This is a genomic window from Pseudomonas sp. NBRC 111131, from assembly GCF_001320525.1.
Lineage (GTDB): Bacteria > Pseudomonadota > Gammaproteobacteria > Pseudomonadales > Pseudomonadaceae > Aquipseudomonas > Aquipseudomonas ceruminis.
Genome location: NZ_BCBH01000014.1, coordinates 106,503 through 119,247, shown reverse-complemented (window position 1 = coordinate 119,247; position 12,745 = coordinate 106,503). Strand labels below are relative to the sequence as shown.

Here is a 12,745-nt window from a genome sequence, read left to right as displayed (position 1 = left end):
GAATTTCAAAAGTTGGCACGGCACCTGCTATATCTTTCGTACAACAACAACAAAAAATGTGACACCCAATAAAAACAACAGGTAACGGCTCTGACATAACAAGAACAACACGGCAGAGGCGTAGCAAGCAGATTTTTTTGGAGTCGACACGCTTTTCAGGGGTTCGCCCCGCGAGCTGGCACAGAACAATAAAACTGCCTCGAGGCAGCAACAGCCAGAATCGGATCTTCAGGATGAAAGCAGGTCAGCGCTCAAAAAAATACGTTTGCTCTTGACCCCGGATGGGGGTCGCTCGCAACACCAGGACAGGCTGACAAAAACAACAAAAGGCCAGTCTTCAATAATAAGAAAAGAGCAGGCAACAACGCTTTGAGGGGAGCTTCGGCTCCCCTCAGTGCTTCCTGCCCTCCTCCTCCTTCTGTTTCTCCTCGTCCTGCCCCTCGACCTTCTCCACCACCAACGGCATCGTCGCCAGCACCAGCAACGCCAGCAGGGTGCTGATCAGCGCCGTGGCTTCACGCCCCATGCCTGCGGCCGTGCCAATGGCAGCGGTCATCCACAACCCCGCCGCGGTGGTCAGGCCTTTGACATGGCTGGTGTCCTGGCCATTACCCTTGAGGATGGTGCCCGCACCGAGAAACCCGATACCGGCGACGATACCCTGGATCACGCGGCTCAAAGCCTGCTCATCGGCACCGGCCATGCTGGGGGCCAGCACGAACAGCGCCGCGCCCATCGACACCAGCATGTGCGTGCGCACACCGGCGGATTTGCCTTTGTGCTCGCGCTCGAACCCCAGCACGGCGCCGAGCACCGCCGCCATCAGCAGGCGCAGGAGAACACGGGTGACTTCGCCTGCATCGGTAAGGTCGGCGAATTCTGCTTGCAGGGTTTGCCAGATAAGGTCCATTGATGCGCTTCCAGGCCAGAGCAATAGTGTGCTGCCTGTGAAGATTGACCTCTGCACTGCCCGCAAAGTGCCCGCCCGGCGGAACGATGCAGCAACCCTCCACGACGCGCGGTCACACGTGTAATGCAACCTGGAGGACCCTCCCATGCCAGTGGAAATTGACCAAAGCACCCGCCGTTGCACCCTGATCAGCGCTGACCTGCGCCTTGAAGGCGAAGGCTCGGCAATCGAAATCGTGACGGACGAGCAATTGCACATGTCTGTGGCGCTGTTGGCCGGTCAGCGTGTTCCCATCACTGAAACCGAGGCTGACGCGTTGACGGTTGCCGGTGCGGTGGATAGCCGCAGGCATCTGAAGGCCAGCGTTCCAGGCTCCGTAATCTAAGGGGTCAACGGCCATTGCCGGCAATCTGATACGGTTTTTATCGCGTAACCTGAGCCTGTGCTGAAAACAGCTCGGGGGCCATAGTGCTCAGGCGTGATCGAGGCCAACAGAGCACCGACGCCATGAACGACAGAATTCAAGCCATCGACCTGGCCGCCGCCAAGCCGACTACCGTCAGCGGTATCCATACCCGAAGCTTCACGGGCCTGTACCGCAACCTGCGCATCGGTTTTGCAGGTGCACTGTTCGTTCTGTTCTTCGGCACCGCCTGGCTCGACTGGAACGGCCGCCAGGCCGTGCTCTGGGACCTATCCAGCAGCAAATTCCACATCTTTGGGGCCACCTTCTGGCCACAGGACTTCATCCTTCTGTCAGCGCTGCTGATCATCGGCGCTTTCGGTTTGTTTGCCAGCACCGTGTATGCCGGCCGTGTGTGGTGTGGTTACAGCTGCCCGCAAAGCGTCTGGACGTGGCTGTTCATGTGGTGCGAAAAGGTCACCGAGGGTGATCGCAACCAGCGTATCAAGCTCGCCGCGGCCCTCTGGAGCCTGAACAAGCTGGCCCGTCGCGTACTCAAGCACGGCCTGTGGCTGGCGATCGCCGTGGTCACCGGCCTGACCTTCGTCGGTTACTTCACGCCGATCCGTGCGCTGGCCCTAGAGCTGTTCAGCCTGCAACTGAGCGGCGTTGCGCTGTTCTGGGTCGTCTTCTTCACCGCCGCCACCTACCTCAATGCCGGCTGGCTACGCGAGGCAGTGTGCCTGCACATGTGCCCCTATGCGCGCTTTCAGAGCGTGATGTTCGACAAGGACACCCTGGCCGTTGCCTACGACCCGCGCCGGGGCGAAGCACGCGGCCCGCGCAAGAAAGGTAGCGACCCCCAGGCGCAAGGCCTGGGCGATTGCATCGACTGCACCCTGTGCGTGCAGGTCTGCCCCACCGGCATCGATATTCGCGAGGGCCTGCAGATGGCCTGCATCGGTTGCGCGGCCTGTATCGACGCCTGCGACAACGTCATGGGCAAGATGGGTTACCCGCGCGGCCTGATCGGTTACAAGTCCGAACACAGCCTGCAAGGCGGCACCACGCACTGGCTGCGCCCTCGCCTTGTAGGCTACGCCGTCGCCTTGCTGATCATGCTGGCGGCCCTGGTCGCAGCCTTGCAGATGCGCCCGATGGTGTCGCTGGACGTGCTCAAGGACCGCGGCCTGTTCCGCGAGAATGCCCAGGGCCAGGTCGAGAACATTTACCTGCTCAAGGTCATCAACAAGACCTCGCAGAGCCAGCGTTATCACCTGCGGCTGCTGGACGCCGACGGGTTCGCGCTGCAGGGCAAAACCGAACTGGTCATCCCGGCCGGAGAGATGAGCGAGCTACCGGTGTCGGTGGCCATGCTCGCCGAGCGCCCGACCAGCAGTTCGCAGGACCTGGCTTTCGAAATACAGGACAGCGACCAACCGGCCGTGCGCAGCGTGGCTCACACCCGCTTCGTGGCACCGGTCAACCGCTGATCCCTTACACTGACTGTTCACCTTGCTTGCCGAGCCAACATGAAACGCTACGAACGCTTCGCCGACGACATTGCCGAACTGATCCGCTCCGGGGTGCTCGGCCCTGGTCAGCGCGTACCCTCTGTGCGCTACGCCAGCCAGACCCACGGGGTCAGCCCGTCGACCGTGTTCCAGGCCTACTACCTGCTCGAGCGCCGCGGGCTCATACGCGCACGGCCGCGCTCGGGCTACTTCGTCAACGCCCATGCGCCGCGCCAGTTCAAGGAGCCGCAGGCGTTGGAGCCGCTGAGCGAATCGACCGATGTGGATGTCAGCGCGCTGGTGTTTTCCATCCTCGAGTCGATCAAGGACCCGAACACCGTGCCGTTCGGCTCGGCCTTTCCAAGCCCGGAGCTGTTCCCGCTGCAGCGTCTGTCGCGTTCGCTGGCCAGCGCCAGCCGGGCGATGGACCCGCGCATGGTGGTGACTGATCTGTCGCCGGGCAACCCGCAGCTACGCCGGCAGATCGCCCTGCGTTACATGGTCGGCGGGCTGATGCTGCCCATGGAAGAGCTGCTGATCACCAACGGTGCGCTGGAGGCGCTGAACCTGTGCCTGCAGGCAGTGACCGAACCGGGCGACCTGGTGGCGATCGAGGCGCCGGCCTTCTACGCCTGCCTGCAGGTGCTGGAACGGCTCAAGCTCAAGGCAGTGGAAATTCCGGTTCACCCCCGCGAAGGCATGGACCTGGGGGTCTTGGCGCAAACCCTGGAGAAGCACCCGGTCAAGGCGGTGTGGTGCATGACCAACTTCCAGAACCCAGTGGGCGCCAGCATGCCCGAAGCCAAGAAACAGGCGCTGGTCGAACTGCTGCAGCGCCACCAGGTGCCGTTGATCGAGGACGATGTCTACGCCGAGCTGTATTACTCGCAACAGGCACCCAAACCGGCCAAGGCCTTCGACACCCAGGGCCTGGTGATGCACTGTGGTTCGTTCGCCAAGAGCCTGGCGCCCGGCTACCGCATTGGCTGGGTCGCTGCCGGGCGCTTTGCGCTGAAAATCGAGCGGCTCAAGCTGATGACCTCGCTGTGCGCCTCGATGCCCGCCCAGGCGGCCATCGCCGATTACCTGCAACACGGCGGCTACGACCGCAATTTGCGCAAGCTGCGCTACGCCCTGGAAGGCCAGCAGGCCAACATGCTCGCTGCCATCGCCCGGCATTTCCCGGCACAGACCCGGGTCAGCCAACCGGCCGGGGGCTACTTCCTGTGGCTGGAACTGCCCGAGCAGATGGACGCCCTGAAACTGTTCCACATGGCGCTGGCGCAGGGCATCAGCATCGCCCCAGGGCCGATCTTCTCGCCCACTCGCCGCTTTGGTAACTGTATCCGGCTGAACTACGGCAGCCCCTGGCATGACGATGCCGAACGGGCCATGGAAACCCTCGGGCGCATTGTGCGATCGTTCTAGCCGACGCCTGGCTGGGCAGGCTAAAGTTGCACAATGCCCTTCAGCGCAAGCCCGGAAGCCCCGATGCCGCAACGCGAACTGCTTCACCTGCGTCAGCAGCTCCAAGAGCTGCAAACGCGCAATGCCGAGCTCGAATCGACCCTGGCACAGCAGCAGGCAATGGGGGGCGACCTATTTCGCTTTCTGTTCGACACCATGGACGAAGGCTTCTGCATCATCGAGTTCTGCGACGGCCCGCACGGCCCGCTCAGTGACTACGTGCATGTGTTGGCCAACGCTGCGTATGCCAGGCACGCCGGGATCGCCAATGTGGTCGGGCAGAGCGTGCGCGAGATGGTGCCCGACGAGGCCGACGACTGGGTAGCCCGCTACGGTGCCGTACTGCGCACCGGTGAGCCCTTGCAGTTCGAGCAGGAACTGATTGCCACCGGCCGTGTGCTGGCCATTTCAAGTTTTCGCGTCGAGCCGCCGGAGCGCCGCCAGGTGGCGGTGCTGTTCAAGGATGTCACCGAAGGCCGCAGGACCGAGCATGCGCTGCAGCAGCTCAATGAAGACCTTGAGCAGCGGGTCAGCGAGGCCCTGGCCGAACGCAGGCTGTTCGCCGAGCTGGTCGATCACAGTGTGTTCAACGTCCATGTCCTCGATACCCACATGCGCTGGTTGGCGGTCAATCGCCAGGCCAGGCAAGTGTTTCATTCATTGTACGGGCGCATGCCCGAAATCGGCGAGCACCTACCAACGTTGATGGGTGCCATCGCTTCGGACAGCGAGCTAATCCTGGCCTTGTGGCAACGTGCGCTGGCCGGCGAGCAGTTCACCGAAGTGGCGGCATTTGGCCTGGCGCCTGACAAACGCCACTTCGAATTGCGCTTCAATGCCCTGCGTGACCCTGACGGTAACCTGCAAGGTGCCTATCTGTTCGCCTACGACATCAGTGACCGGGTGCAGGAACAGCAACGCCTGGCCAAGGCCGAACAGGCATTGATCCAGGCGCAGAAAATGGAGGCCGTCGGCCAGCTCACCGGCGGCATCGCCCACGACTTCAACAATCTGCTCGCCAGCATCCTCAACGCCCAGCAATTGATGCGTCAGCGCTTGGGCCAAAAACGCTACAACGATCTTGACCCGCTGCTGGAGCTCTCCAGCAGCTCGGCCAAGCGGGCCTCGTTGCTGGTGCATCGGTTACTGGCGTTCTCGCGTCAGCAAACCTTGCAGCCCCACGCCACCCAGGTCACAACGCTGGTGAGGGGCATGGAGGAGTTGATTCGCCGCACCATTGGCCCAGGCATTGCCTTGCGCAGCCACTTCACCACGCCGCTGTGGCCGACCTTCATCGACCCACCCCAACTGGAAAGCACCCTGCTCAACCTGTGCATCAACGCCCGCGACGCGATGCCGGAAGGGGGCGCGATCGACATCGAAGGTGAAAACCTCGTCCTCGACAGTGACCATGCACGGCAGCTGGAGCTGCCCGCCGGGGACTATGTGTGCCTGCGGGTGGTCGACAACGGCACCGGCATGAGTGCAGAAGTAGCGGCGCGCGCCTTCGACCCGTTCTTTTCCACCAAACCCATGGGCCAAGGCACTGGCCTTGGGCTATCGATGACCTACGGTTTCGTGCGCCAGTCCGGTGGCCACGTGCGCTTGCTTTCGTCCCCCGGCCACGGGACGCGGGTAGAGCTGTACCTGCCGCGTCATCACCAATCGGTTGAAGCGAGCGCCTGCGAGCCTGAGCGTACGTCGCTGCAGAGCAGCCACGCGAGCGGGCAACGCATCTTGCTGGTCGAAGACCAGGCAGCGTTGCGCCTGGTGGTCGGTGAAGTGCTCGAAGAGCTGGGCTATCAAGTCGAGGCCTTCGACAACGGCCCTGCGGCCCTGGCCCACCTGGCCAATGCTGCGCCGCCGGACCTGCTGCTCAGCGACATCGGCCTGCCCGGTGGCCTCAATGGCCGCCAGGTAGCGGAACAGTGCCGGCTGAAGTACCCCGGCCTGCGGGTACTGTTCATGACGGGGTACGATGAAACGGCGGCGCTGAGCGATGGCGAGCTGCCGCCAGGCACCCAGGTGTTGACCAAACCCTTCGAACTCGAAGCATTGGCCGAGCGCGTACGCCAGCTGCTGGACGAGCTGCCCTGACGGGCAGCATTCAGCGGCCGCCGCCCAAGTCGATGAAACTGCCGGTGGAGTAAGACGCCTTTTCCGACAACAACCAGAGGATCGCTTCGGCGACCTCTTCAGGGTAACCACCACGGCCCATGGGCAGGCCGGGCTCGAGCTTGCTCACGCGGTCCGGGTCGCCGGACAGGGCATGGAAGCCGGTATGAATGTAACCGGGACGCACCCCATTGACCCGCACGCCCTCTGCTGCCACTTCCTTGGCCAGGCCCAGGGTAAACGTATCGAGGGCGCCCTTGGACGCGGCGTAATCGACGTATTCGTTGGGTGAGCCCAGGCGGGCGGCAACCGAAGACACATTGACGATGGCCCCGCCTTGGCCGCCATGGCGGTGGGCCATGCGCAGCAGCGCGTGCTTGGCGCACAGCATCGGGCCGACCACGTTAGTCTTCATCACCTTGAGCAGGCGAAACTCCGACATGTCCTCGACGCGACTCTGCTGGCCGATGGTGCCGGCATTATTGACCAGCGCGGTGACCGGGCCGAGTTCCTGGTCGACGCGGTGGAACAGCTGAATCACCTCATCCTCGACACTGGCGTCGGCGCGCACGCTGATGGCTTCAGCGCCCAGTGCACGGGCCTGGGCGAGAATGCTTTGCGCGGCCTGATCGTCGGCGTGGTAGTTGATACAGATGCGGTAGCCCTGCTGTGCAGCCAGCAACGCAGTGGCGGCGCCAATGCCACGGCTGGCACCCGTGATGACGATGACTTTCTCCATGGATCTGCCGATTGCCTGGTAAGGAAAGATCGACAATAGGGGAAAAAGAATCGCAGGGGAATAGATCACACGGGGCTGCCAAGTGCGCGCCCCGGGCCGTCAATGCCCCGCCGAGGCCGGCGCCGCCTTCGCGGTGAACGGCGGCTTGGCAAACCACACCAGCAGGATCAACCCGGCGAACACCCACGTCATCAACGTGAAATAATCCACGGTGGACATCATGTACGCCTGGCCGTTGAGTATCTGCTCCAGCTGCGCATAGCTCTGCGGGCTCGCCCCTCCCAGTTGCTCCAGCGTGTGCCGTGTGGCCGGCTCGTACTGGCTGATGTGCTCGCTCAGATAGGCATGGTGCTGGTCAGCCCGGCGAATCCAGATCCACGTTGTCAACGACGCCGCAAAGCTCCCCCCCAGCGTGCGCAGGAACGTCGCCAGCCCAGAGCCGTCGGCGATCTGGTGCGGTGGCAAGTCCGACAGCAAGATGCTCAAGGTCGGCATGAAGAACAAGGCCACGCCAATCCCCATGAACAACTGCACCAGGGCAATGTGCTGGAAGTCCACTTCATTGGTGAAGCCAGCCCGCATGAAGCAGCTCGTGCCGATCGCCAGAAACGCGAGCCCCGCCAGCAGACGCAGATCGAAACGGTGCGCGTACTTGCCCACGAACGGCGACATGATCACCGGCAGCAGACCGATTGGCGCTACCGCCAGGCCTGCCCAGGTAGCCGTGTAGCCCATCTGCGTCTGCAGCCACTGCGGCAGGATCAGGTTGATGCCGAAGAACCCCGCATACCCGCCTACCAGCACCATCGTGCCGATGCGGAAATTGCGGTGCACGAACAGCCGAAGGTTAACCACCGGGTGGCGGTCGGTGAGCTCCCAGATGATGAAGATCGCCAGGAACACCACCGAGATCAGGCTGCCGGTGATGATGAACGACGACTCGAACCAGTCCAGGTCATTGCCTTTGTCGAGCACCACCTGCAACGCCCCGACCCCGACGATCAGGGTCAGCAACCCGATGTAGTCCATCGGCTGGCGGCTGGTGACCACCGGCCGCGTGCGCATCTGCTGCCGCACCACCGCTGCGGCGAACAAGCCGATCGGCACGTTGATGAAGAAGATCCATGGCCAGCTGTAGCTGTCGGTGATCCAGCCGCCCAGGATTGGCCCGGCAATCGGCGCCACCACCGTGACCATCGCCAGCAGCGCCAAGGCCATGCCCCGCTTGGCCGGGGGGTACACGGCAATTAGCAGGGTCTGGGTCATCGGGTACAACGGCCCGGCCACCACCCCCTGAAGCACACGAAAGCCCACCAGTTCCGGCATCGACTGGGCAATACCGCACAGGAACGACGCCAGCACGAACAGCAGCGTGGCCCAGAGGAACAGCTTGACCTCACCGAAACGCCGGCTGAGCCAGCCGGTCAGCGGCAAGGCAATGGCATTGCTTACCGCGAACGACGTGATCACCCAGGTGCCCTGCTCGTAACTCACCCCCAGGTTGCCGGAAATGGTCGGCAGCGCCACGTTGGCGATGGTGGTGTCGAGCACCTGCATGAAGGTCGCCAGCGACAGGCCGATGGTGGTCAGCAACAGGCTTGGCGGCGTGAATTGGGCCGGGGCAGCGTTGCTCATCGTTGCGCCGTCTTGCCGTTGGCGCTGTTCTCGTGGATCAACCGGGCGATCAGGCCATCGGCCTCGACCAGCTGACGGTCATACACCTGGGTGGTGTAACTGGCCTGTTGCGGCGGTTGCTGGGCCAGCGCCGGGCCACTCTGATCGTGCAGGTCGACCTCGACCACGGTGGACAGGCCAATGCGCAGCGGGTGGTCCTTGAGTTGATCGGCGCTCAGGTGGATACGCACCGGCACGCGCTGGACGATCTTGATCCAGTTACCGGTGGCATTCTGCGCGGGCAGCAGGGCGAACGCGCTGCCGGTGCCGGCACCGAGGCTGTCGACCGTGCCGCTGTATTTGATTTCGCTGCCGTACAGGTCGGCGCTGATCTCTACCGGCTGACCGATGCGCATGTTGCGCAGCTGGGTTTCCTTGAAGTTGGCGTCGATCCATACCTCGTCCAGCGGGATGACCGCCATGGTCGCCGTGCCCGGCTGCAGACGCTGGCCCAGTTGCACGGTCCGCTTGGCGACATACCCGGTCACCGGCGCCACCAAGGTGGTGCGGGCGTGGTCGAGGTAGGCCTGGCGCAGGTCGGCAGCAGCGGCCATGACATCAGGGTGCGAAGACACCACGGTGTCGTCCACCAGCGCTGAGCTGGTATTGACCTGCTGGCGGGCGCTGTTCACGGCCGCCTGGGCCACGGTGAGGTCATCGCGGGCATGGGAAATCTCTTCAGCGGCAATCGCGCCGCTGTCGGCCAACACTTTACGCCGGTTGTAGTTCTGCTGGGCCTTCTGCAACTCGGCCTGGCGCGTCTGCAACTGCGCCTTGAGCGAGTCGACGTTGCTGTACAAGCCGCGCACCTGGCGCACGGTCCGGGCAAGTTTGGCCTCGGCAGACTGCAGTGCCACCTCGCTGTCGGCCGGGTCGAACTGCAGCAGCACCTGGCCGGCATGCACCAGGTCACCGTCATCGGCGCCGATGCTGGTGACAGTGCCGGTCACCAACGGGGTGATCTCCACCACGTTGCCGTTGACGTAGGCATCGTCGGTGCTTTCGTGCCAGCGCCCGATCAGGCTGTACCAGGCCCAGGCGCCCACGCCGGCCAGCAGCAGCACCAGCAGCAGGCCGAGCAGCCAGGCCTTGCGTTTGCGCGACGATTGCGGCGCGTCGGGAGGGGTTGTGGTGTCTGCGGAAGTGGCCATGACAATACCTTGGAAAATTGCGTAACAGGGTTCAACGATCGCCGAAGCGACGGATCGTCAGGGGGTCGCCGGCACCGAGCAGGACCTTGGCCAACAGGCCTTCGAGGGTCTTGAGCTCGTCAGGTTGCAGCACGCCGACCAGTTCATTCATTGCCGCCGCGCCAATTTCCGGCAAGCGGTCGGCCAGGCGCTGGCCGTCGGCGGTCAGGGCCAGACGCACCTGGCGGCGGTCATCGGCGCACCGGTTGCGCAGAATCAGGCACTTCTGCTCGAGGCGGTCGAGCATGCGGGTCATCGAACCACTGTCCAGGCCCAGGTAGCGGCACAGCTCGGCCGGCGTATCGACCTGATACTGGGTAATGATGATCAGCACCTTGAACTGCGCCGCCGTGACGCCCTCGGATTCGAGGTGCCAGTCGAGGATGCGGTCCTTGAGGAGCGCCGCGCGGCCCAGCAACATGCCAATGGCGCAGGTCTGGAAGTTTTCCGGGGTGAAATAGGACATTGGCAGGTGGCTCGGGCAATTGTTTAAAAATATTACTGCCTAGGCAGTGAATGTCAAAGCTTTGATTAGGGGGCTATGCAAATATTCATGATTCAGCGCCTGCGCCAACCGCTTCGCCCCTAAAACACGGCCCTGGTTATCCCGCAGCAGGTACCCGCAAGCCCAGGGCCTGCACCTGGCCACTGGCAATCGCGATGCCCACCAACTCCGCCAGGCTCGCGGCGTGCAGGCGCTTCATCACCCGCCCCCGGTACAGGTCTACCGTCTTCACGCTGATGCCCAACTGCTCGGCAATTTCGCGGTTGCTCAGGCCTTGAGCCAACGGAATGAACACATCGCGCTCGCGCGGGGTCAGCGCGTCGATACGCCGCTGCACCTCGGCCAGCGCCTGATCCCCCTTGTGCTCGCGCCCGGCACGTTCCAGCGCCGCTTGCACACTGTCGAGCAACAGCTGCTCGTTGTAAGGCTTTTCGATGAAGTCGCTGGCACCCGCCTTGAACGCCCGTACCACGATCGGTACGTCGGCATGGCCGCTGACAAAGATCACCGGTATCGCCAGGCCACGCTCGCGCAAGGCCTGCTGCACGGCCATGCCGCCCAGGCCCGGCATGCGCACATCGAGCAGCACGCAGGCCGGCCCCTCGGCGGCACAGGCGTCGAGAAACGCCTGGCCACTGGCAAACGGCAACGCCTGCAACCCCACCGACTCCAAAAGCCATACGGTCGAGTCACGCATGCCCTGGTCGTCGTCGACCACATACACCTTTGCTTGCACCCTTGCCTCTCCTTATCCCCTGCTCACCGCCAGGCGGCAGCACACTATCAAGCCTTCTGGTGCACCGGTACGCGCCCACAGGCTGCCACCAAACCCTTCGATCAGGCTGCGGCTCATGCTCAGCCCCAAGCCAAGCCCCTCGGCCTTGCTGGTGGTGAACGGCATGAAGATCTGCTCCAGGCGTTCAACTGCCACGCCAGGCCCTTGGTCGGACACTTCAACCAGCACCCCATCACCGTCGCGCACCGCGCTCAGCAGAACTTGGGACGGTTGCTCGCCCTGCTGCTCGCGGTTGGCCTCGATGGCATTGCGCAACAGGTTCAACAACACCTGCTCCAGCAGCACCCGGTCGGCAAACACAGCCGGCAGTTGCGTGCCGACCCGCAGCTCGATGGCAACCTGGTCGCGGGCCGCCTCCCAGGCGCACAAGCGCATGGCTTCGGCGGCCACTTCGGCCAGGTCGACCGGCTGCAAACGCCGCGGCCCCTTGCGCAGAAACGCACGCAGGCGGCGGATCACCTCGGCGGCATGGGTGGCCTGTTCACCGATCCGTTGCAAGCCCTGGGCGACCCGCTCGCGGGCTTGCGGATCCTGCTCCAGCCCTTGCAGGTAACGTTGGCTGGCGTTGGCGTAATTGACCACCGCCGCCAGCGGCTGGTTGATTTCGTGTGCAATGCCCGCCGCCAGCTCGCCCAAGGTGGCCAGCCGGGCACTGTGGGCCAGATTTTCCTGGGCTTCGATGCGCAGGGTGATGTCGCGCGAAACGCAGACCACCTCGACCACGGCCCCCGTGTAGGTTTCCCGGATCGCCCGGCAGGCGATTTCGAACCATCGATACCCCCCTGCGGCATGGCGCACGCGGCAGGTCATGGTGTGGTAGCCATCCTGATCCAGCGCTGCTGCCGCCTGACGCAAGGCCTGGCGCCGCTCGCGCGGGTGCAGCAAGGCGCGCACGGCCAGGCCGCGCAACTGCTCAGGCCACAGGCCCAACAGGCGATAGGCGGCAGGCGATGCATCGAGAAAACGGCCGTCGGGGCTGTGGCGGGATATCAGGTCGGTGGTGTTCTCGATGATCAAGCGGTACAAGCGCCGGGCACGGCTGGCCTCGCGGGCGCCCTGGCGCTCCTCGCTGGCATCGCGGCAACGGGCGAGCACCTGCTGACCTTCAGCATCGGGGATGAAGGTCCAGAGCAGAATCCGCTCCCCGACCTGGGCTTGCACGTCGGCAATCGCCCGACACTGGCGCAGGCAGGCGCGCACCAGCGCCGGGCAGTTGGCCGGGAGCCAGGCAGGCAACGCAGGGCCGCCCTGGATCAGCGCCTGCAGGGCAGGATTGACGGCCACGGCCTGGGCGTCGGCCGCCAGCAACAGGCTCGGTTGCGGGTCCTTGGCGAGCAAGGGCGAAAGGGAGCGGGCCACGGCGATCACTCTTCGTATAGTAGTTTTACTATATTGCTATAGTCGATATTCCATCTACCATAGCGGTTCGCGT

General features: G+C 63.8%; 11 protein-coding genes. 4 read left to right on the top strand and 7 right to left on the bottom strand.

Annotation, left to right across the window (positions count from 1 at the left end; all coding sequences use genetic code 11):
• Positions 1–391: 391 nt before the first annotated feature.
• Positions 392–910, bottom strand: a complete 519-nt coding sequence (locus APH34_RS14970; protein WP_054901810.1) for an MgtC/SapB family protein — start codon at positions 908–910, stop codon at positions 392–394.
• 145 nt (positions 911–1,055) lie between these two features.
• Here APH34_RS14970 and APH34_RS14965 point away from each other — a divergent pair, with 145 nt between their 5' ends.
• The 4 genes from APH34_RS14965 (at position 1,056) to APH34_RS14950 (ending at position 6,391) form a co-directional block, all read left to right on the top strand.
• The gene (locus APH34_RS14965) at positions 1,056–1,295 is read left to right on the top strand and encodes a DUF3203 family protein (RefSeq protein ID WP_054901809.1); all 240 of its coding nucleotides are present in this window, start codon (positions 1,056–1,058) and stop codon (positions 1,293–1,295) included.
• A 122-nt stretch (positions 1,296–1,417) separates the two neighbouring features.
• Positions 1,418–2,806: a cytochrome c oxidase accessory protein CcoG gene (gene ccoG / locus APH34_RS14960; protein ID WP_054901808.1), complete on the top strand. Its 1,389-nt coding sequence runs from the start codon at positions 1,418–1,420 to the stop codon at positions 2,804–2,806.
• A gap of 39 nt (positions 2,807–2,845) precedes the next feature.
• A complete protein-coding gene (gene mapR / locus APH34_RS14955; protein ID WP_054901807.1) occupies positions 2,846–4,255 on the top strand; it encodes a GntR family transcriptional regulator MpaR in 1,410 nt (469 codons plus the stop codon).
• Positions 4,256–4,318: 63 nt separating this feature from the next.
• Entirely contained in the window at positions 4,319–6,391 is a 2,073-nt protein-coding gene (locus APH34_RS14950) for a PAS domain-containing protein (protein WP_054901806.1), read from the top strand.
• 10 nt (positions 6,392–6,401) lie between these two features.
• On the opposite strand, the gene APH34_RS14945 is transcribed toward APH34_RS14950, so the two are convergent.
• The 6 genes from APH34_RS14945 to APH34_RS14920 form a co-directional block, all read right to left on the bottom strand.
• The gene (locus APH34_RS14945; protein ID WP_054901805.1) at positions 6,402–7,148 is read right to left on the bottom strand and encodes an SDR family oxidoreductase; all 747 of its coding nucleotides are present in this window, start codon (positions 7,146–7,148) and stop codon (positions 6,402–6,404) included.
• A gap of 99 nt (positions 7,149–7,247) precedes the next feature.
• Complete coding sequence (locus tag APH34_RS14940; RefSeq protein ID WP_054901804.1) at positions 7,248–8,783, bottom strand: DHA2 family efflux MFS transporter permease subunit; 1,536 nt, start codon at positions 8,781–8,783, stop codon at positions 7,248–7,250.
• Positions 8,780–9,973, bottom strand: a complete 1,194-nt coding sequence (locus APH34_RS14935) for an HlyD family efflux transporter periplasmic adaptor subunit (RefSeq protein WP_054901803.1) — start codon at positions 9,971–9,973, stop codon at positions 8,780–8,782. Before APH34_RS14935 ends, APH34_RS14940 begins: the two co-directional genes overlap by 4 nt.
• Positions 9,974–10,004: 31 nt before the next feature.
• Positions 10,005–10,478 carry a MarR family winged helix-turn-helix transcriptional regulator gene (locus tag APH34_RS14930; protein WP_054901802.1) on the bottom strand — a complete coding sequence of 158 codons (474 nt, stop codon included), beginning with the start codon at positions 10,476–10,478 and terminating at the stop codon, positions 10,005–10,007.
• Between the two features lie 136 nt (positions 10,479–10,614).
• A complete protein-coding gene (locus APH34_RS14925; protein WP_082422815.1) occupies positions 10,615–11,253 on the bottom strand; it encodes a response regulator transcription factor in 639 nt (212 codons plus the stop codon).
• A 12-nt stretch (positions 11,254–11,265) separates the two neighbouring features.
• Complete coding sequence (locus APH34_RS14920; protein WP_054901801.1) at positions 11,266–12,672, bottom strand: sensor histidine kinase; 1,407 nt, start codon at positions 12,670–12,672, stop codon at positions 11,266–11,268.
• Positions 12,673–12,745: the final 73 nt, after the last annotated feature.